The following is a 22,436-nucleotide window of genomic DNA, read 5'->3' as shown; positions in this document are numbered from 1 at the left end:
GTACAAGCCGTCGTACGCCTGCTAAATGCTCCCGAAGTACCGGAAGGACAGAGCCACGTTGCCGGTGACCTCGTCGGCGGGGAGTAGCACGGCCAAGCGCCGCCTGGTGCGCGTGAATTGAGCGACGGCGATCGAGCGACCGCCTCTGGTGTGACTGGACATGTTGTCTGGGAATGCCCGTCAGGCGGATGATTCTTCCGTGCGGCACGTTCCGCATTCGACGTCCACCTCCTCGACCTGTTCTAAGGCGAGTTTGAGGAATTCACTGTTCAGTTCGACGACCAACGTCAAGCCCATAGCTGATTGAGGGAGACATTGATGGCCCAGTCGCGGATCGAAGACATTTGGCCGCTGTCGCCACTGCAGGCTGGGTTGCTCTTCCACGCGGTGTACGACGGAGAAGCGCCCGACGTCTACATAGGCCATTGGATCCTGGACCTGGACGGGCCGGTGGACGCGGCCAGGCTGCGCGCGGCATGGGAGGCGCTGCTGACCCGGCACGCTCCGCTCCGGGCCTGCTTCCGGCAGCGCAAATCGGGTGAGACGGTGCAGATCGTCGTCAAGGAGGTGGAACTGCCGTGGCGGGAGGTCGACCTCTCCCACCTCGATGACCCCACCGAGGCCGTGCGGGAGCTGGCCGAGGAGGATCGGACGAAACGATTCGACCTCGCACAGGCGCCGTTGCTGCGGCTGACCTTGATCCGCCTCGACGACCGTACGCACCGACTGGTGATGACCTGCCACCACACGATCATGGACGGCTGGTCATTGCCGGTCGTGGTCAACGAGCTGTCCAAGCTGTACCCGGCCGGCGGCGACCCGCTGGCCCTGCCCGCGGTGACCTCGTATCGGGACTACCTCGCGTGGCTGAGCAGGCAGGACAAGGAGCGGGCACTGGCGGCATGGGTGGCGCGGCTGCGTGGTGCCGAGGAGCCGACGCTGGTGGCCCCCGCCGATCCGGGGCGGGCCCCCGGAGTGCCGGACAGCGTCGAGGTCGAGCTGTCCGAGACCCTCACGCGCTCGCTGGACGAGCTGGCCCGTGGCCATGGGCTGACGCTGAACACCGTGGTGCAAGGCGCGTGGGCGATGGTCCTGTCACGTCTCGCGGGCCGGACGGACGTGGTGTTCGGGGCGGCGGTGTCGGCGCGCCCGCCGGACCTGCCCGGCGTCGAGGAGATGGCGGGGCTGTTCCTCAACACCGTTCCGGTACGCGTGCAACTCCGCGGCTCGACGCCGGTCATGGAACTGCTGGCGGAATTGCAGAGGCGGCAGTCGGCGCTCATACCTGACCAGTTCGTGGGCCTGGTGGACATACAGCAGACGGCCGGCCCCGGCGCGATCTTCGACACCTTGATCGTCTTCGAAAAATTCCCCAACAAGCCCGCCGAATCGGACTCCGAGGGAAACTTTGGCATCCGAATACACCAGGGCCGGGTAGCCGCCCACTATCCGCTGACGCTGGTCTGCGTCCCCGGCGCGTCGATGCTCTTCAAACTCGACTATTTGACGGAAATCTTCGACCGGGCCACAGCATTCACCATCGTCGAGCGATTGAAGGAGGTTCTGCGCCAGTTGACGGGTGCGGGCGACCTGACGGTGGCCGAAGTGGATGTGACCAGTGCGGCCGAGCGCGATGTGGTGGTCAACGAATGGGGTGCGACAGCCGCCATGATGCCGGGCCGGCCGGCCCCGGAGCTGTTCGACCGCCAGGTGGAGCGCCGCCGCGACGAGGCAGCGGTCGTCGACGGCGATCGGGCGATGTCGTACGGGGAACTGGCCGAGCACGCGGAGCGTCTCGCCGGCTATCTGCGCAGCAAGGGCGTTCAGCGCGGGGACCGGGTGGCCGTGGTGATGGGCCGGTCACCCGAGCTGATCGCGTCGTTGCTCGCGGTGTGGAAGGCCGGAGCGGCGTACGTCCCCGTGGACCCCGCCTATCCGGCGGAACGCTTGAAGTTCATGCTCGCGGATGCGGAGCCGGCGGCAGTGGTGTGCGCGGAAGCGCACCGAGAGGTCGTGCTGGACGGAGGGCTCGACCCGATCGTCCTGGACGATGTCCGGACGCGGCGGGCGGTCGCGGAGAGCACCCGTCTGTCCATCGGCGCAGCCGCTGACGACCTCGCATACGTGATGTACACGTCGGGGTCGACGGGCACACCGAAGGGCGTCGCGGTGTCGCACGGCAACGTCTCGGCGCTGGCCGGGAACCCGGGATGGGCGATCGGCCCCGATGACGCCGTGCTGATGCACGCCTCGCACGCCTTCGACATATCCCTGTTCGAGCTGTGGGTGCCGCTGCTGTCGGGCGCCAGGGTGGTGCTGGCCGGATCGGGCGCGGTGGACGGCGAGGCCCTGGCCGGATATGTGGCCGACGGTGTCACGGTCGCCCATCTGACCGCGGGGACCTTCCGGGTGGTGGCCGAGGAGTCACCGGAGTCGCTCGCCGGTCTGCGCGAGGTGCTGACCGGTGGCGACGCCGTGCCGCCCGCGGCGGTGGAGCGGGTGCGGCGCGGCAGCCCTGACGTGCGGGTACGGCATCTCTACGGCCCGACGGAGGCCACGCTGTGTGCCACGTGGTGGCTGCTCGAACCCGGCGAGGCGACGGGATCAGTGCTGCCGATCGGACGACCGCTTTCGGGGCGGCGAACCTACGTCCTCGACGCGTTCCTGCGACCGGTGCCTCCGGGCGTGGTGGGCGAGCTGTACGTCGCTGGAGCCGGGGTGGCGCAGGGCTATCTCGGTCGTGCGGCCTTGACGGCGGAGCGGTTCGTCGCTGATCCGTTCGTTCCCGGCGACGCCTCCGCGGGGGACGGTGGCCAGGTGACAGGCGAGCGCATGTACCGGACCGGGGACCTGGCGTACTGGACGGACCAGGGCGCGCTGGCGTTCGCCGGACGTGCCGATGATCAGGTCAAGATCCGCGGGTACCGAGTGGAGCCCGGCGAGATCGAGGCGGTCCTCGCCGGCCTGCCCGGTGTCGGCCAGGCCGTCGTATCCGTACGCGACGAGCAACACCTGATCGGTTACGCGGTCGCCGAAGCGGGGCACGACGTCGACCCGGTGCGGCTGCGCGAGCAGCTCGCGGAGACGCTGCCCGCATTCATGGTTCCGGCCGCGGTGCTCGTGCTGGACCAACTGCCGTTGACAGTCAACGGAAAGGTGGACCGGCAGGCCCTGCCCGACCCGGACTTCGCCGCGAAGGCGGTCAACCGGGAGCCGGAGACGGAGGCCGAGCGCATCCTGTGCGGAGTGTTCGCCGAGGTCCTCGGCCTGGAACGGGTCGGGGTCGAGGGCAGCTTCTTCGAGCTGGGCGGGGACTCGATCTCGTCCATGCAGGTGGCCGCCCGTGCGCGACGCGAGGGGATCTTCCTCACCCCGCGGCAGATATTCGAGCACCGGACCCCCGAGCGGCTCGCGGCACTGACGCAAGAGGCCCTGGCGACCCGCGTACGGGACCGCTCCGAGGCGGTCACAGGCGTGGGGGAGATCCCCTGGACACCGGTGATGCGTGCCCTCGGGGATGCCGCGGCGCGCCCTGGCTTCGTGCAGGCGAAAGTCGTCGTCGCCCCGGCGGACCTGAGCCCGGATGCCCTGGTGAGTGCCCTGCAAGCGGTGCTGGACGTGCACGATCTGCTGCGGGCACGGGTGACACCTGACGGACGGCTGTTCGTGGCCGAGCGCGGCGCGGTGGACGCGGCCGGCCTGGTCACACGGGTACCGGCCGGGGCCACGGACCTCGATGAGCTGGCCGAGCACGAAGCCAGGACGGCGGCCGGCACGCTGAACCCGTCGGCGGGAACCATGGTGCGGGCGGTGTGGGTCGACGCCGGAAGCGACCGGCCGGGCCGGTTGGCCCTGGTGGTCCATCATCTGTCGGTCGACGCGGTCTCGTGGGGAATCCTGCTGCCGGATCTGCGATCGGCGTACGACGCGGTGACCTCCGGCGGGCTCCCTGCCCTCGAACCTGCGACGACCTCGTATCGGCACTGGGCACGGCGGCTGACCGAGCAGGCGTTGAGCGAGAGCACGATCGCTGAAGTCGACCACTGGGTCGCCGTGCTGGACGGTGCGGATTCGCCCCTCGAAACTCCGCCCCTCGAAACTCCGCCCCTCGAAACTGCGTCCCCCGAGACTTCGTCCCCCGAGACTTCGTCCCCCGAAAGGCAGCCCGGGCGGTCGCACTCGTGGTCGTGGACACTGTCCGGAGCCACGGCGCGCAGTCTGGTGGCCCGGCTGCCGCAGGCTTTCCACTGCGGGATCCACGAAGTCCTGCTGGCGGGCCTCGGGGGTGCGGTGGCGCGCCGGAGCGGCGCCGGCGCCGGGATTCTGGTGGACGTGGAAGGCCATGGCCGCCATGCCGCCGATGGCGAGGATCTGTTGCGGACCGTGGGCTGGTTCACCAGCGTCCACCCGGTCCGGCTCGACGTCTCCGATGTCGACCTCTCCGCCGCGGCCGCGGGGAACGCTGCGGCCGGGCAGCTGCTGAGGACCGTGAAGGAACAGGTCCGCGCCACCCCTGGCGACGGCCTCGGCTACGGGCTGTTGCGCTATCTCAACCCCGATACCGGGGCCGTGCTGGCCGCGTTGCCGTCCCCGCAGATCGGCTTCAACTACTTCGGCCGGTCCAGCCTCGCCGCCGAGGACACCCCGTGGCAGGGGTGCGAAGAGTCGCTCGGCGGCGGTCCCGAAATGTTCGCGGCCCACCCGGTGGAGGTCTCCGCGGACGTCCAGGACACACCCGCCGGACCCCGGCTGAGGCTGGCCATCCAGGGCAGGGACCTCGACCCCGCCACGGTGGAGCGGCTCGGCGAGGCATGGCTGGAGATGCTGACCGGCTTCGCGGCGCTGGCCGAGGAACCCGACGCCGGCGGGCACACCCCGTCCGACTTCGACCTCGTCGAGCTGACGCAGCGGGACGTGGCGGAGCTGGAGGCCGCGGCACCAGGGCTGACGGACGTCTGGCCCCTGTCACCGCTGCAGGAAGGCATGCTCTTCGAGCGGGCCGTCGACGAGCACGGCGTCGACGTCTACCAGAGCCAGCGGATCCTCGAACTCGACGGACCGGTCGACGCACAACGGCTGCGTGCGGCGTGGCAACGCCTTGTCGCCCGGCACGAGTCGCTCCGGACGAGCTTCCATCAGCTCGGATCCGGCGAGACGGTGCAGGTCGTAGAGGACGAGGTCGATGTCCCATGGCGTGAGGCCGATCTGTCGCACCTTGACGGGGCGGCCGCGGCGGCGGAGGTCGACCGCCTGCTCAGGCGGGATCAGGCAGAGCGGTTCGATGTGACCAAGGCACCGCTGCTCCGGCTGTCGTTGATCCGTCTCGGTCAGAGCACGCACCGGCTCGTCGTGACGTCGCATCACGTCGTCCTGGACGGCTGGTCCACACCGATCGTCCTGGGCGAGATGTCGACGGGCTACGCGGACGGACAGGGCTCGTCGACGCCACCGTCCTACCGGGACTACCTGGCGTGGCTCCGCCGCCAGGACGAGCAGGCGTCACGAGCGGCGTGGCAGTCCGAGCTGGCCGGGTCGGACGAACCGACCAGGATGGACGCCGACGCGGACAAGACGATGGTCATGCCGGACGGGCACGCCGAATGGCTGTCCGAGGAGGCGACGCGGGCGCTCACCGGCTTCGCACGTGGCCATGGACTGACGTTGAGCACGATCGTGCAGGGCGCGTGGGCGCTGGTGCTGGCACGCCTTGCGGGCCGGACGGACGTGGTGTTCGGGTCCGTGGTGTCGGGGCGCCCCGCGGATGTTCCGGATGTCGAGCGGATGGTGGGGATGTTCATCAACACCGTCCCGGTACGTGTGCGGCTCGAAGGCAGCCGGCCCGTACTCGACATGCTGCATGACGTGCAGAGCCGCCAAGCGGCGTTGACGGAGCACCAGTACCTGGGGCTGTCGGAGATCCAGCGCCTCGCGGGGACGGGCGCGATCTTCGACACCCTCGTGATGGTCGTGAACTACCCGGACGACGCCGCTGGTCCTGAGGGCGACGGTGGTTTCGCCATCAGCTCGGTCCGCACCCGGACCGGCACCAGCTACCCGCTGACGATGAGCGTCTCTCCCGGGAACCGCTTGCGGATCGACGTGGCCTACCGCCCCGATCGGATCGACCGGGAAACGGCCACTGAGGTCACCAGGCAGGTCGTACGGGTCATCGAACGGATGGTGGCGCAGCCCTCGCTTCCGGTGGGCCGCCTGGCCGTGACGGACGGATCGACGTGTGCGTCGCTGATGGAGCGCGGAGGCTCGACCGGCGAAGCGGCCGACGGGCGGTCGGTGCTTGAGCTGTTCCGCGAGCAGGCCGACAGGTCCCCGGACGCGGTGGCGGTCATGGACGGCGGACGCACCCTGTCGTACGCCGACCTCGACCGGCGATCGGATCGGTTGGCAGGGCACCTCGCCGGGACCGGTGTGCGGCGTGGCGACCGTGTCGGCGTGGTGATGGAACGCGGCGCGGACCTGTTCGTCGCCCTGCTCGCGGTCTGGAAGGCGGGGGCCGCGCAGGTGCCGGTGAATGTGGACCACCCCGCGGAACGGATCGCCGGGATGCTGGCCGATGCCGGCGCGCGGGTGGCGGTCTGCGTGGGAGCGACCCGCGACGCGGTGCCGGACGGGGTCGAGCCGATGGTCATGGACGCACCGGCGATCGCGGAAGTGCCGCGCGAGGCGCCGCCCCTCACGGCCGGGGCGCACGACGTGGCCTACGTGATGTACACGTCCGGATCGACCGGGGTCCCGAAGGGCGTCGCGGTGCCGCACGGAAGCGTGGCGGCGCTCGCGAGCGACCCAGGCTGGTCGCAGGGCCCGGAGGACTGTGTGCTGCTGCACGCACCCCATGCGTTCGACGCGTCCTTGGTGGAGATCTGGGTGCCCCTGGTCAGCGGGGCCCGCGTGCGGGTCGCGGAACCGGGCGCGGTCGACGCGCAGCGGCTGCGCGAGGCGATCGAACACGGCGTCACCACCGCCCATCTCACGGCCGGAAGCTTCCGAGTGGTGGCCGAGGAGTCGCCGGAGTCCTTCCGCGGACTGCGCGAGATCCTGACCGGCGGTGACGCGGTACCCCTTGCGTCCGTCGCGCGGGTGCGCCGGGCGTGCCCGGAGGTTCGGGTCCGGCAGCTCTACGGCCCCACCGAGGCCACCCTCTGCGCCACGTGGCACCTCCTCGAACCAGGGGACGAGACGGGCGGCACTTTGCCGATCGGCCGACCGCTGGCCGGACGGCGGGCTTACGTGCTCGACGCGTTCCTCCAGCCGGTGGCACCCAACGTGACCGGCGAGCTGTACCTCGCCGGAGCCGGCCTCGCGCACGGCTATCCGGGCGCGAGCGGGCCGACCTCGGAACGGTTCGTCGCTGATCCGTTCGCTCCCGGCGACACGGCGGCGCGAAGCGCCTCCGAGGTGACGGACGGGCGGATGTACCGCACCGGCGACCTGGCGCGCTGGACGGACCAGGGTGAGCTGCTGTTCGTCGGACGGGCCGACTCCCAGGTGAAGATCCGGGGCTACCGCGTGGAGCCCGGGGAGGTCGAGGCGGCCCTGGCCGAGGTGCCGCGGGTCGCGCAGGCGATCGTGGTGGTGCGGGAGGACCAACCCGGCGAGAAGCGGCTGATCGCGTACGTGACCACGGAAGGGGATCCGGGACCGGATTCCGACACGGTCCGTGAGCATCTCGCGGCGCGGCTGCCGGAGTACATGGTGCCCGCGGTGGTGGTCCTCGACGGCTTCCCGCTGACGCTCAACGGAAAGATCGACCGTGCGGCCCTGCCGGCTCCGGAGTACACCGCGAGGGCGGCCGGCCGCGAGCCGCGTACCGAGGCCGAGCGCGTGTTGTGCGACCTGTTCGCCGAGATACTCGGCCTCGACCGGGTCGGCGCCGACGACGGCTTCTTCGAGCTGGGCGGCGACTCGATCCTGTCGATGCGACTGGCCGCCCGCGCACGTCGCGAGGGTTTCGTCTTCGGGGCGAAGCAGGTCTTCGAGCAGAAGACGCCCGCGGGGATCGCGGCGGTCGCCGAGCGTGGCGGTCCGGCGCGGGCCGACGTCGCCGACGGCGTCGGCGAGGTCCCGTGGACGCCGGTGGTGCGGGCACTGCTGGAACGCGATGCCCGTGCGATGACCCGACGCGCACCGGCGCAGTGGGTGACCGTGGGTGCGCCCGACGACCTGTCCGTGGAGGTGCTGGCGGCCGGACTGGCCGCGGTGATCGACACCCATGACATGCTGCGCAGCCGGATCGTCGAGACCGACGGAGAGCAGCCCCGGCTGGTCGTGGCCGACCGGGCAGCGGTAGCCGCGGCGACGCTGGTCGCACGGGTCGAGGCCGGTGCCGGTGACCTGGACGAGATCGCGGAGCGCTGCGCCGAGGAGACGGCCGCCCGCCTTGATCCCGCCGCTGGCGTGATGATCAGGGCGGTGTGGGTGGACGCGGGACCCGGCCGCCTCGGACGGCTCGTGGTGGTGGCGCACCACCTCCTGGCCGACGTCGTGTCCTGGCGAGTCCTGCTGCCGGACCTGCAGACGGCCTGCGCGGCCGTGTCCGCGGGCCGGGAACCGGCACTCGATCCGGTCGACGTCTCGTACCGGCGGTGGGCGCGCACACTCGTCGAGCGGGCGGCGACCCGGACCGCGGAGCTGGAGACGTGGACGGCGATCCTCGACGGAGCGCAGTCGCTGCCGGGCGAGTTCGATCCCACGCGCGACACCATGTCGACCGCGGGACGCAGGACGTGGAGGTTGTCGCAGGACAAGGCCGGCGTGCTCGTGGCGAAGGCGACCTCGACCTTCCACTGTGGTGTGCACGAGGTGCTGCTGGCCACCCTGGCGGGCGCGGTGGCCCGATGGCGCGGCGACACGGCCGTCGTCGTCGACGTCGAGGGCCACGGCCGCCAGCCCCTCGGTGACCTGGACCTGTCCCGGACGGTCGGCTGGTTCACCGACATACACCCGCTCCGCCTCGACGTGGCCGGGATCGACACCGCCGAAGCCGTCTCGGGCGGCGACGCGGCAGGCCTGCTGCTGAAGAGCGTCAAGGAGAATGTGCGAGCCGTGCCCGACGGCGGGCTCGGCTACAGCATGCTGCGGTACCTCAACGCCGAGACCGGCCCGGCCCTGGCGGCGCTGCCGAAGCCGGACATCGGGTTCAACTACCTCGGCCGCTTCTCCTCCCGGCCCGACGGTGCCGCGGAGCCCTGGCAGATGGTGGGGACCATCGGCGGTACGACGGACCGGGACGCGGCATTGCGGCACGTCCTGGAGATCGACGCGGTCGTGCTGGACGCTCCCGACGGGCCCGCACTGGAGCTGTCCCTGACCTGGGCCGGGCGTCTGCTCGGCGAAGCCGAGGCGGAGTCGCTCGGACAGGGCTGGCTGGACATGCTGACCGGCCTCGCCGCCCACGTCGACGCCGGCGACGCCGGGGGGCACACACCGTCCGACTTCCCGCTCACCGCGCTGACGCAGCGGGACGTGGCGGAGATCGAGGCCGCCGTACCGGGCCTGGTCGACATCTGGCCGCTGTCTCCGCTCCAGGAGGGCCTGCTGTTCCACGCCGCCGACGAGCGCGGCCCGGACGTGTACGCGAGTATGCGTACCCTCGTCATCGAGGGACCGCTGGACGTCGCCCGCTTCCGCAGGTCGTGGCAGGTGCTGCTGGACCGGCACCCCGCCCTGCGGGCGAGTTTTCATCAGCTCGGGTCCAGTGCGACGGTGCAGGCGGTCGCCGACGAGGTGGCGCTGCCCTGGCAGGAGACCGATCTGTCCCATCTGCCCGAGGGCGAGGCGCTGGCGGAAGTCGACCGTCTCGCGGCACAGCTGCATGCCGAGCGGTTCGACCTGACCCGGGCACCGCAGCTGCGTCTGCACCTGCTGCGCCTCGGTGACCGCCGGCACCGGCTCGTCTTCACGTCGCATCACATCGCGGCGGACGGTTGGTCCCTGCCGCTCATCACCGGTGAGGTGCTGGCGGCGTACTACGCCGGCGGGACGGGTCGGGCGTTGCCGACCCCGACGTCGTACCGCGACTACCTCGCCTGGGCCGTTCAGCAGGACAAGACAGCCGCCCGGGAGGCGTGGCGGACCGAACTCGCGGGGCTCGACGAGGCGACGCACGTCGTGCCACCGGAGACGATCATCACGCCCGTCGAGCCCGACCGGGTCGGGTTCGCACTCGACGACGATCTGAGCCGGCGCCTGATGGAGTTCACCCGCCGTCACGGCGTGACGGCGAACACGCTCTTCCAAGGGGTCTGGGCGCTGCTGCTGGCCCGGCTGACCGGTCGCGACGACGTGGTCTTCGGCGCCGCGGTGGCCGGTCGTCCGCCCGAGATCCCGGGTGTCGAGTCCGCGGTCGGCCTGTTCATGAACATGCTGCCCGTCCGGGCCCGCCTGGCCGGCGCTGAACCATTCGTCGACATGCTGGCGGACCTGCAACAACGGCAGGTGGCGCTGATACCGCATCAGCACGTCGGGCTGACCGAGATCAATCAGCACGCCGGGCCCGGTGCGGCATTCGACACGATCGTGGTGTTCGAGAACTACCCGCCCCCGCCGCCCGTCTCCGAAGAGCCCGACGCCCTCGTCATGCGTCCCGCGGGCATTCCGAACGACACCGGGCACTACCCCCTGTCCATGCGCGCGTCCGTGGCGGGCCCCGTCCACGGCGAAGTCATCTTCCGCCCGGACGCGTTCGAGCGGCCCCAGGTCGAGGAGCTTCTCGCGTCGCTCCTGCGGGCCCTTGAGCAGGTCGTGGCCGATCCGCGCACGCCGGTGGGACGGGTCGGCCTGATCGGACCTGAGCAGCACCGCCTGGTGGTGGACGAGTGGAACAGGACCGACAAGCCGCTCGTGCCGGAGACACTCCCGGCGCTGTTCCGCCGACAGGTCGAGCGGACGCCGGACGCGCCGGCGGTGCAGGACGCGGCCCGGACCCTGTCGTACAGCCAGTTGCTCGGCGAGGTCGAAGCGCTGGCGCGGCTCCTCGTGGGCCTGGGCGTACGGCGTGAGGCCCGGGTGGGAGTACTGGTCGAGCGCTCGGCTGAACTCGCGGTGACCCTCATGGGCGTGACGTTCGCGGGCGGTGCGTTCGTGCCGGTCGATCCGGACTACCCCCGTGAGCGCGTCGAGTTCATGCTGGCGCACTCGGCGCCCGACGTGCTGGTGTGCACGAAGACGACGCGAGCGGTCGTGCCCGCGGAGTTCACGGGCACGGTGCTGGTCCTTGAAGACCTGCCCGCCGCCGATCCGGGTGTGGAGCTGCCGCGCGTGGCATCGGACGACGCGGCGTACGTGATCTACACATCGGGGTCGACAGGGGTGCCCAAGGGCGTCCTGGTCGCCCACTCCGGGCTCGTCAACCTGGGCTACGCGCACATCGAGCGGATGGCCGTGACGTCGTCCTCGCGGGTCCTGCAACTGTCCGCGATCGGGTTCGACGCCATCGTCTCCGAGCTGTACATGACTCTGCTGGCCGGTGCGACCCTGGTCCTGCCGGACGCGACGAGCATGCCGCCCCGGGTGACACTGGGCGACGCGATCCGCAAGGCGGGCATCACTCACCTGACCGTGTCGCCGAGCGTGCTGGCGAGTGAGGACGACCTGCCGGACACCCTCCAGACAGTGCTGACGGGCGGCGAGGCACTGCCGGCCGCGCTGGTGGACCGCTGGTCGCCCGGCCGTCGGGTGATCCAGGCCTACGGGCCGACCGAGACGACCATCTGCTCGACGATGAGCGCCCCGCTGGCTCCGGGACACGACGCGGTCCCGCTCGGCGGCCCGATCCACAACGTGCGGCACTACGTGCTCGACGCCTTCCTCCAGCCGGTACCGCCGGGGGTGGTCGGCGAGCTGTACATCACGGGCGTCGGACTGGCGCGGGGATACCTCGGACGCCCCGGCCTGACCGCGGAGCGGTTCGTCGCGAGTCCGTTCGCCCCCGGTGAGCGGATGTACCGCTCAGGCGACCGGTTCCGCTGGACCCCGGAGGGCCAGCTGCTCTTCGCGGGCCGGGTTGACGCGCAGGTCAAGGTGCGCGGATACCGGGTCGAACCGGCGGAGATCGAGGCCGTGCTCGTGGAGCATCCAGGCGTCGGCCAGGTGGCGATCGCGGTCCGCAGGGACGGCCCCGGCGACAAGCAGCTGGTGGCGTATGTCGTGCCGTCGGCCGACGCCTTGGGGGAGAACGGCACGCTGACCTCCGCGCTGCGCGAGCTGGCGGCCGAACGCCTGCCGGAGTACATGATGCCCGCGGCGTTCGTGTCGCTGGAGCACATGCCCCTCACCCCGAACGGCAAGCTCGACCACCGGGCGCTCCAGACCCTCGAATTCGTGGGCATGTCCTCGAAGCGGGACCCGCGCACGGCGATGGAGGCGAGGCTGTGCGCACTGTTCGCGGAGGTACTCGGCCTTGACCGGGTCGGTGCCGACGACAGCTTCTTCGAGCTCGGCGGCGACTCGATCGTCTCGATGCAGCTTTCGGCCCGCGCCCGCAGGCAAGGGCTGGAACTGACCCCGTGGCAGGTGTTCGAAGAAAGGACGCCGGAACGACTGGCGTTGCTCGTCACGGAACTCCCCGCCGACGGCGAGGCCACCGCGGCGCCGGAGTCGTCGGCGGGCCCCCTCGTCGCTCTCTCATCCGACCAGATGGATCAACTCGAGGCCGGACTGGCCGGCGAACAAGCGCTGTAAGGAGCAAGATTGTGACCGTTGACGGCACTCGTCCAAAGCCCCGTTCCAGCGTGGAGGACGTCTGGCCCCTTTCGCCGCTGCAAGAAGGGATGCTGTATCACACCGCACTTGACCACGACGGCCCTGACACCTACACCGTGCAGACCGTGTACGGCATCGACGGCCCGCTGGACGCTGCCCGGCTGAGGGCGTCGTGGCAGGCCGTCGTGGACCGGCACGCCGCGCTGCGCGCCTGCTTCCGCTATGTCAGCGGCGCACAGATGGTGCAGGTCATCGCACGGGACGCCGAGATCCCCTGGCGCGAGACAGATCTTTCCGGGCTGCCGGACGACGTGGCCGACAGCGAGGTGGACCGCCTTGCCGCCGACGAGGTGGCCCAGCGGCTGCACATCGAGACGGCGCCGCTGATGAAACTGCACCTGATCCGGCTCGGCCCGGAGCACCACCGGCTCGTGCACACCCTTCACCACGTGCTGGTGGACGGCTGGTCGATGCCCGTCATCCACCGCGAACTGGCCGCGGTCTACGCGGCGAACGGGGACGCGTCCGCACTCCCGCCCACCGTGCCCTACCGGGACTACCTCGCCTGGCTGGGCCGGCAGGACAAGGAGGCGGCCAAGGCGGCCTGGCGGGAGGAGTTCGCAGGCCTTGACACGCCCACCACGGTCGCCCCGGCCGATCCCACCCGCGCGCCGGACATCGACACGGCGATGATCGAGCTGTCCCCGCGACTGACAGAGGAGCTCACCGGGCTGGCACGCGGGCACGGCCTCACCCTGAACAGCATCGTGCAAGGCGCGTGGGCCGTCGTGCTCGCGCAACTGGCCGGCCGTACCGACGTGGTGTTCGGCGCCACCGCCTCCGGGCGCCCCGGCGACCTCGCCGGTGTGGAGTCGATGGTCGGCCAGCTGCTCAACACCCTGCCGGTACGGGTCCGGCTCGACGGCGGGCGGCGGGCCGTCGAGCTGTTCGCCGAGTTGCAGCGCGACCAGTCGGCACTCATGGCCCACCACCACCTCGGCCTGCAGGACGTGCAGGCCGTCGCCGGACCCGGAGCGGTCTTCGACACGCTCATCATCTACGAGAACTTCCCTCGCAAGGGACTCGGCCAGGCGCCCGACGAGGGCCTGACCCTGCGCCCGTTGAAGCGGGGGCGCAACTCCTCGCACTACCCGTTCACCCTGATCACAGGACCCGGCGAGCGGATGCCGCTCATCCTCGACTACGACCGGGGCCTGTTCGACCGCGTGGTCGCCGAATCGGTCGTGGGCGCGCTGGCTCGCGTGCTGGAACGGCTGGTCACCGAGCCCGATGTGCTCGTCGGCCGCCTGACGCTGCTGAGCGAGGCCGAGCACGCCCTGGTGGTGGACGAATGGAACGCGACCGCAGGCCCGGTGCCCGGAGAATCCGTGGTCGAGATGTTCGCGCGGCGGGTGGCCGCGGCCCCGGACGCGGTGGCGATCACCGACGCGGGCGGCGCGGATCTGAGCTACGCCGAGGTCGACCGGGCCTCGAACCGGCTGGCCCGCTACCTCGCCGGTCGTGGCATCGGCCGCGGCGACCGGATCGGCGTGGCCATGGACAGGTCACCGGACCTGCTGATCGCGTTCCTGGCGATCTGGAAGACAGGCGCGGCGTACGTCCCGGTGGACATCGAGTACCCGGCCGAGCGGATCGCGTTCATTCTCGACGACTCCGCCGTCTCCACCGTCCTGTGCACAGAGTCGACCAGCGGAGTCGCACCGGAAGGCGCGATCGTCCTCGATACGCCCGGGACACGGGCAGCCGTCGACGGCTGTGCCGCCACGGCGCCGGAGACCCGGCCGGGCGCCGACGACCTGGCGTACGTGATGTACACCTCCGGATCCACCGGCCTGCCCAAGGGCGTAGGCATCCCCCACGGGGCCGTTGCCGGCCTGGCCGGTGACGAGGGTTGGCAGATCGGTCCGGGCGACGCCGTGCTGATGCACGCGACGCACGTCTTCGACCCCTCGCTCTACGCGATGTGGGTGCCGCTCGCCATGGGCGGCCGCGTCCTGCTCACCGAGCCGGGCGTGCTGGACGCGGCCGGGGTACGCCAGGCCGTCGAACGCGGCGCGACCGCCGTCCACCTCACCGCCGGCAGCTTCCGCGCCCTGGCGGAGACGTCCCCGGAGTGCTTCGCGGGTCTGGTCGAGATCGGGACCGGCGGGGACGTGGTCCCCGCCCAGTCGGTGCGGAACCTGCGGCGGGCCCAGCCCGGCCTGCGGGTGCGGAACACCTACGGGCCGACCGAGACCACCCTGTGCGCGACGTGGAAGCCGATCGAGCCCGGCGAGGAACTCGGGGCGGAGCTGCCGATCGGCCGCCCCATGACCAACCGCAGGATCTACATCCTCGACGCCTTCCTGCGCCCGGTCGCGCCAGGAGTGACCGGCGAGCTGTACATCGCCGGCACCGGGCTGGCCCGCGGATACCTCACAAGCCCGGGCCTGACCGCCGAGCGGTTCGTGGCGTGCCCCTTCCGCGCCGGGGAACCGATGTACCGCACCGGCGACCTGGCGCGCTGGAACCAGCACGGCGAGGTGGTGTTCCTCGGCCGCGCCGACGACCAGGTGAAGATCCGCGGCTACCGGGTGGAGCTGGGCGAGGTGGAGGCCGTCCTCGCGGCCCAGCCCGGGGTGGTCGAGGCCGTCGTCGTGGCACGGGAGGACCAGCCGGGCGAGAAGCGCCTGGTGGGCTACTTCGTCTCCGACGGCAGCGATGCGGGGGCAGCACAGATCCGGCGGCACATGGCCCTGGTCCTGCCCGCGTACATGGTGCCGATGGCGGTTGTCGCCCTGCCCGGCCTGCCGGTCACCGCCCACGGCAAGGTGGACCGCCGGGCCCTGCCCGCCCCGGACCTCGCGGGACACGCCTCGGAGAAGGCGCCGGAGAGCGAGACCGAGAAGGTGCTGTGCGCCCTGTTCTCCGAGATCCTCGGCGTCGACCACGTGGGCGGCGACGACACCTTCCACGACCTCGGCGGGAGTTCGGCGCTCGCCATGCGGCTCATCGCGCGGATCCGTGAGGAACTCGGTGCCGATCTGCCCATCCGGCAGCTGTTCTCCTCGCCGACACCCGCGGGCCTGGCGAGGATGCTCGCCGCGAAGTCACGCCCCGCGCTGGAAGCCGCCCCGCGGCCGGACCGGTTGCCGCTCACCACCCGGCAGCTGCGCGCCTGGCTGCTGGCCGACCCCGGGAAGGACACGGCCGGCCTGCACACGTCGGTCACACTGCGCCTGCGCGGCAGGCTGGACGTGCCCGCGCTCGCGGCGGCGCTCGGCGACGTCGCGGCCCGGCACGAGATCTTCCGTACGACCTTCCCCGGCGACGCGCAGAACGTCCACCAGCACATTCAAGAAGGCCTTACGGTCGAACTGACCCCTGTCCCGGCCACCGAAGAAGACCTTCCAGGGCTGCTCGCCGAGCGGCGTGAGTCGGCGTTCGACCTCACCAAGGACGTGCCGTGGCGATGTGAGCTGTTCGCCCTCGCGGAGAGGGAACACGTGCTGCACCTACAGGTGCACCGGATTCTCGCCGACGACGACTCGCTGGACGTGTTCTTCCGCGACCTGGCCGCCGCGTACGGTGCGCGGCGCGAGGGCCGGGTCCCGGAGCGCGCGCCCCTGGCTGTGCAGTTCGCCGACTACGCGATCTGGGAGCAGCGACTGCTCGCGGACGAGAACGAGCCGGGCAGCCTGCCCCACGAGCAGATCGCCTTCTGGCGGGACAACCTGGCCGGCATCGACGGGGAGACGGTGCTGCCGTTCGACCGCCCGCGGCCGGCCGTCCCGTCGCGCCGGGCCGACGCGGTCGAGCTGCGGCTGGACCCGGACGCGTACGCCCGGTTGATGGACGCGGCGGAGTCGGCCGGCGCGGACGCCTTCCAGGTGGTGCACGCCGCGCTCGCCATGCTGCTGACGAAACTGGGCGCGGGCCACGACCTGGTGATCGGCACGGCACTGCCCCGGGACGAGGACCTCATCGACCTCGAACCGATGATCGGGCCGTTCGCCCGGCCGGTCGCCCTGCGCACGGAAGTCTCGGGCGACCCGACCTTCCTGGAAGTCGTCACCCGCGCGCAGGAAGCGCTCCGGGCCGCGCAGGAGCACCTGGACGTGCCCTTCGAGCGGCTCGCCGAACTCCTCGGCCTGCCCGCCTCGCTCTCCCGCCACCCCGTGTTCCAGGTGGGCCTTGAGGTGCTGGAAGAAGGGCTCGGCACCTGGGACGCGAGGGAGCTGCCGGGCCTGCGCACCGATGCCGAACCCGGCGGGTCCGAGGCCATGGAGCTGGATCTCGCGTTCGAGCTCACCGAGCGCCTCGACGACGAGGAGTGCATCGAAGGCGTCCTCCGCTACGCCACCGACCTGTTCGAGCGGGACACGGCCGAGTCGGTCGCCCGGCGCCTGGTCCGCGTCCTGGAACAGGTGGCGGAGGACCCCCGGCGGCGGATCAGCGACCTGGACATCTGCCTGGACGACGTCGAGCGCGGCCGCCCGGTCATCGCACCGGCGAGGTGGTCGGGGGCCGTGCCCCCGGCGCTCGTCGGCCTGGCCGAGGACGGCCCGCTCGGCGCGCTCCTGCTCGACGACCAGCTGAGCCCGGTCGCGCCGGGGGCCGTGGGCGATCTGTACGTCACCGGGCCGGCGGTGGACGCGGGCAAGGACGGTCGGTCCACCCTGCCCTGCCCGTTCGGAACTCCGGGACATCAGATGCTGCGCACGGGTCTGCTCGCCCGGAAGACCTCCTCCAAAACCCTGGTCGTCCTGGGCGAGCGGCGGCGCTCGACCCGCTCGGTGAAAACGGGTGACTACGAGATCCTGCTGCCGCTGCAGGCCGCCGGTGACCGTCCGCCCCTGTTCTGCCTCCACGCGAGCGGCGGCCTGAGCTGGAACTATCAGCCGTTGCTGCGGCACCTTCCGGTGAATCAGCCGGTCTACGGAGTGCAGGCGCGCGGCTTGGCCCGTACCGAACCCCTGCCCGGCAGCGTCGAGGAGATGGCGGCCGATTACCTGGCACACATCCGGGCTGTGCAGCCGACCGGGCCGTACCACCTCCTCGGCTGGTCCCTCGGCGGGCGGATCGCACAGGCGATGGCCGCGCTGCTCGAGGCGGAAGGGGAGGAGGTCGGCCTGCTGGCCCTGCTCGACGCCTATCCCGTCTACATGGGACGGAACGCGACCGGAACGGTCAGCGAAGAAGCCATGCGCGACGAGGAGGCCGTGCAGAAGCGCAAGGAGCAGGACCTGGAACTCGCCGGTGGATTGGTCCAGGGGCCCGGAGTCAGGGAGCGCCTCGAGGCGGTGATGCGCAACCTGTGGGAGGTCGGGCCGCGGCATACCGCCTCACCCTTCACCGGCGAGATCTTGCTCTTCGTCGCCTCGGAGGAGCGGCCGGCGCATCTGCCCGTACCGGAGGCCATAGCCAGCTGGAAGGACTTCACCACCGGAACCATCGAGGCCCACGAGATCCCGTCCAACCACTACGACTTGGTGCAACCCGCGGCGCTGGCCCAGATTGGAGCCATCGTCTCCGAGAAGCTCCGTTCCCGACAGAAGAGCGAAAGGACACAACGATGAGCAACCCGTTCGACGACGACGAGGGTTCCTTCTTCGTGCTGGTCAACCACGAGGGGCAGCACTCCCTCTGGCCGGCCTTCGCGGAAGTGCCTGCCGGCTGGTCCCGTGTCCACGGTGAGGCCACCCGTCAGGAGTGCCTCGACTACGTCGAGGAGAACTGGACGGACCTCCGGCCGAAGAGCCTCATCCAGGAAGCCGGCGCCTGAGGCGAAGGTGTCCAGCCGCTCAATGCGGACGGTTGGACGGGCTCGACGCCCGTCCAACCGGCTCGTGACCACCACTTCCGCATCCGAGGGCGGGACGAGGCGAAAGGACCTGTGCAGTGCTCGAGGAGAACGACGTTGTCCGGGGCACCTTCGAAGAGATCAACGTTCACCTGGGCTTGGACATACACCGACGGGACCGGTTCGATCCGGTGCCGGAGCTACGCGCCTTGATGGCCGAGGGCCCCATGGCCGTACTGGGCGTCGAGGACGCCCCCGAAGGGCGGACCGCGTGGCTCGCCGCCGGGTACGACGAGATCCGGCAGGTTCTCGGCTCGGACAAGTTCAGCTCCAAGCTGCTCTACCGCGGCACCGCGGCCGGTTTCATCTTCCCCGGCTTCCTCACTCAGTACGATCCACCGGAGCACACGCGTCTGCGCCGGATGGTGACAGGCCCCTTCGCCATCCGGCGGATACAGGGGTTCCAGCCGCAGGTCGAGAAGATCGTCGAGGCCACTCTCGACGACATCGAGTCCACCGGTGGCCCCGTGGACTTCGTCCCGCGTTTCGGGTGGCCCATCGCGACGACGGTGACCTGTGACTTCGTCGGCATCTCACGTGATGACCAGGCGGAGCTGTCCCGTGCCCTGCACGCCAGCCGGGCCGAACGGTCGGGCAAGCGGCGCCTGGCGGCGGGAAACAAGTTCTGGGCGTACATGCACCAGGTCGTGACGCGTACCCGCCGCGACCCCGGTGACGACCTGTTCGGCGTCGTGGTGCGCGAGCACGGCGACGAGATCACCGACGCGGAGCTGATCGGAGTGGCCGCGTTCGTCATGGGCGCGGGCGGGGACCAGGTGGCGCGCTTCCTCGCGGCGGCCGCGTGGCTGATGGTCGAGGAGCCCGAGCAGTTCGCCGTGCTGCGGGACAGGCCGGACACCGTGCCGGACTGGCTGGACGAGGTGGTCCGCTACATCACCAGCGACGAGAAGACCACTCCGCGCATCGCGTTGGAGGACGTGCGCATCAGTGGCTGTCCCATCAAGGCAGGCGACACCGTCACCCCCTCGTTCCTTGCCGCGAACCGCCGGAACTTCCCAGGCCCGGACGACCGGTTCGACATCACCAGGGAGAAGCCCGCACATGTCGCGTTCGGGCACGGCATCCACCACTGCCTCGGCCGGTCGCTGGCCGAGATGGTGTTCCGGGTGGCGATTCCGGCTCTGGCGCACCGCTTTCCGACGCTGCGGCTCGCTGAACCGGAGCGCGAGGTCAAGTTGGGGCAGCCGCCGCTCAACGTGGAAGCCCTGTGGCTCGACTGGTAGCGCCGGATCGCAGGAGGAGAACTGATGGCAGGGAAGGAGCTTCCCGTTGACTGGTGATGACGAGCGCCCCGTCCACATTCGCAGACAGGGCCTCGATCCGGCGGACGAACTGCTCGCCGCGGGACCGTTGACGAGGGTCACCTCGGGGTCCGGAGCGGACGCCGAGACCCGCTGGATGGCGACCTCACACGCTGTCGTCCGACAAGTGATGGGCGACCACAAGAGGTTCAGCACACGGCGACGCTGGGACCGGCGGGACGAGATCGGCGGGGAGGGCATCTTCCGGCCGCGCGAGCTGGTCGGCAACCTGATGGATTACGACCCGCCGGAGCACACCCGGATGCGGCAGAAGCTGACTCCCGGCTTCACGCTGCGCAAGACGCAGCGTCTACAGCCCTCCATCGAACAGATCGTGACCGAGCGCCTTGATGCCATGGAGCAGGCGGGGTCCCCCGCGGATCTGATCGAGTTCGTCGCCGAGGAGGTGCCCGGGGCTGTGCTGTGCGAGCTGATCGGCGTGCCCAAGGACGACCGGGTGATGTTCCTGCGGTTGTGTCACGCACATCTCGACGCCTCGCGAAGCCAGAAGAGGCGGGCGGCGGCCGGCGAGGCGTTCTCCCGCTACCTGTTGGCGATGATCGCCAGGGAACGGAAGGACCCGGGCGAGGGGTTGATCGGAGCCGTCGTCGCCGAACACGGTGACGCGGCCACGGACGAGGAGCTGAGGGGCTTCTGCGTTCAGGTGATGCTGGCCGGCGACGACAACATCTCCGGAATGATCGGTCTTGGCGTGCTGGCGCTGCTGCGCCACCCCGAGCAGATCGCCGCGTTCCGGGGCGACGAACGGTCGGCGCGGCGGGCGGTCGACGAGCTGATCCGCTATCTGACGGTCACCTATTCCCCGACGCCCCGCATCGCCATGGAGGACGTCACCATCGGGGACCAGGTGATCAAGAAGGGGGAGAGCGTCATCTGCTCGCTTCCGGCGGCCAACCGTGACCCTGCCCTGACACCGGATCCGAACCGTCTCGATGTCACGCGCGAGCCCGCCCCGCACGTCGCGTTCGGGCACGGCGTCCATCATTGTCTGGGGGCTGCTCTGGCCCGCCTCGAATTGCAGACGGTCTATACCGCTCTGTGGCGGCGATTTCCCGGGCTGAGGCTCGCGGACCCCGCCCAGGAGAACATGTTCCGCTTGACCACCCCCGCGTATGGACTGACGGAGCTGATGGTCGCTTGGTGACCGTCCGCGGCAGACGTATTTGTCCACGTGAGGCGCTGGACGTCCCGCCCGATTATAGATGAAACTGAGGCGGCAGCGTGGTCGAGATAGCTCACCGGGAATCCCGGTCAGTGAAGGAGATTCCACTCGGCATGAGTCCAGATATCGATGAGGTCGCGCCTCTCTTACGAGAGCCCGCGAACTTCAAGATGCGAACGCATTGCGATCCGCATGCAGACAATTTCGATCTCAGAACGCATGGCCCGCTCTTCCGTATTGTCGGTGAGGCGTCCGAGCAGTTGGGCAGAGAATATGTTTGGCAGGCCTTCGGGTACGACGTCGTGCGCAGGATACTGGGCGATCACGAAAATTTCACGACCCGGCCCCGGTTCATCCAGGGGGAAACAGCGGAGCGCATAGAGCCCCAGTTCGTCGGACAGATATCGACGTACGATCCGCCCGAGCACACGCGCCTGCGGAAGATGCTGACACCGGAGTTCACGGTCCGGCGTATCCGCAAGATGGAGCCCAACATTCAAGGCCTCATCGACGATCGGCTCGAGATGATGGAAGCTGCGGGACCACCCGCGGACGTCCAGCGGGACTTCGCCGATCCGATCGGCGCGGGTGTTCTGTGTGAGCTGCTCGGCATCCCGCGCGATGACCGGCGCGAGTTCGTCCGGCGGCTCAGGCGGAACGTCGATCTGAGTCGCGGGCTCAAGGCGAGGGCCGCCGACAGCGCGGCGTTCAACCGGTACCTGGACAACCTGATCACCCGGCAGCGGAAGGAACCCGGCGACGGGCTCCTCGGCATGGTCGTGCAGGAGCACGGGGACAGCATCACGGACGAGGAGTTGAAGGGCCTGTGCATGGCGCTCATCCTCGGTGGTGTCGAGACCGTCGCGGGAATGATCGGCTTCGGGGTCGTCGCGCTCCTGGACAGTCCCGGCCAAATACCGTTGCTTTTCGCAGGCCGCGAGAAGGCCGACCGCTTGGTCACCGAACTGGTGCGTTATCTGTCGCCCGTGCAGGGGCCGAATCCCCGCCTGGCCCTCAAGGACGTGGTCATCGACGGGCAGTTGATCAAAGCCGGGGATTATGTGCTGTGTTCGGTTCTCATGGCCAATCGCGATGAGGCGCTCACGCCGAATCCCAACGTCGTCGACGCGGACCGTGAACCGGTATCGGACGTCGGATTCGGGCACGGCATCCATTACTGCGTAGGCGCGGCGTTGGCAAGGGCGATGCTGCGAATTTCCTATCAGAGCCTCTGGCGGCGGTTCCCGCAGCTGCGCCTCGCAGTGCCCATCAGGGAAGTGAAGTATCGAAACGCTTTTGTCGACTGTCCGGATCAGGTGCCCGTGACTTGGTAGCGGTCGAGGGCAGCCAG

The 22,436-nt window shown here is 70.3% G+C and carries 6 protein-coding genes; all 6 read left to right on the top strand.

The window, feature by feature from the left end; all coding sequences use genetic code 11:
* The first annotated feature begins 318 nt into the window (after positions 1 to 318).
* The 6 genes from MQV74_RS02295 to MQV74_RS02270 all read left to right on the top strand — a co-directional run bounded on the left by MQV74_RS02295 (position 319) and on the right by MQV74_RS02270 (position 22,419).
* Entirely contained in the window at positions 319 to 12,696 is a 12,378-nt protein-coding gene (locus MQV74_RS02295) for a non-ribosomal peptide synthetase (protein ID WP_278194070.1), read from the top strand.
* Positions 12,697 to 12,707: 11 nt separating this feature from the next.
* On the top strand, positions 12,708 to 18,296 hold the full coding sequence (locus MQV74_RS02290; RefSeq protein WP_308402225.1) for a non-ribosomal peptide synthetase: 5,589 nt from the start codon (positions 12,708 to 12,710) through the stop codon (positions 18,294 to 18,296).
* A complete protein-coding gene (locus tag MQV74_RS02285; RefSeq protein ID WP_242714305.1) occupies positions 18,293 to 18,502 on the top strand; it encodes an MbtH family protein in 210 nt (69 codons plus the stop codon). Before MQV74_RS02290 ends, MQV74_RS02285 begins: the two co-directional genes overlap by 4 nt.
* A gap of 176 nt (positions 18,503 to 18,678) precedes the next feature.
* On the top strand, positions 18,679 to 19,824 hold the full coding sequence (locus tag MQV74_RS02280) for a cytochrome P450 (RefSeq protein WP_242714304.1): 1,146 nt from the start codon (positions 18,679 to 18,681) through the stop codon (positions 19,822 to 19,824).
* A gap of 46 nt (positions 19,825 to 19,870) precedes the next feature.
* Positions 19,871 to 21,067, top strand: a complete 1,197-nt coding sequence (locus tag MQV74_RS02275) for a cytochrome P450 (RefSeq protein ID WP_242714303.1) — start codon at positions 19,871 to 19,873, stop codon at positions 21,065 to 21,067.
* A gap of 131 nt (positions 21,068 to 21,198) precedes the next feature.
* Entirely contained in the window at positions 21,199 to 22,419 is a 1,221-nt protein-coding gene (locus tag MQV74_RS02270) for a cytochrome P450 (protein ID WP_242714302.1), read from the top strand.
* Positions 22,420 to 22,436 lie beyond the last annotated feature (17 nt).

Origin of the sequence: Streptomyces sp. AN091965, from assembly GCF_022698285.1 — a bacterium.
Lineage (GTDB): Bacteria > Actinomycetota > Actinomycetes > Streptomycetales > Streptomycetaceae > Streptomyces.
This window is presented reverse-complemented; position numbering and strand designations above follow the sequence as displayed.

Coding starts and splice junctions, on each gene's coding strand:
- MQV74_RS02285 (WP_242714305.1), top strand. CDS start 18,293: ATGAGCAACCCGTTCGACGACGACGAGGGTTCCTTCTTCGTGCTGGTC.
- MQV74_RS02270 (WP_242714302.1), top strand. CDS start 21,199: ATGAGTCCAGATATCGATGAGGTCGCGCCTCTCTTACGAGAGCCCGCG.
- MQV74_RS02295 (WP_278194070.1), top strand. CDS start 319: ATGGCCCAGTCGCGGATCGAAGACATTTGGCCGCTGTCGCCACTGCAG.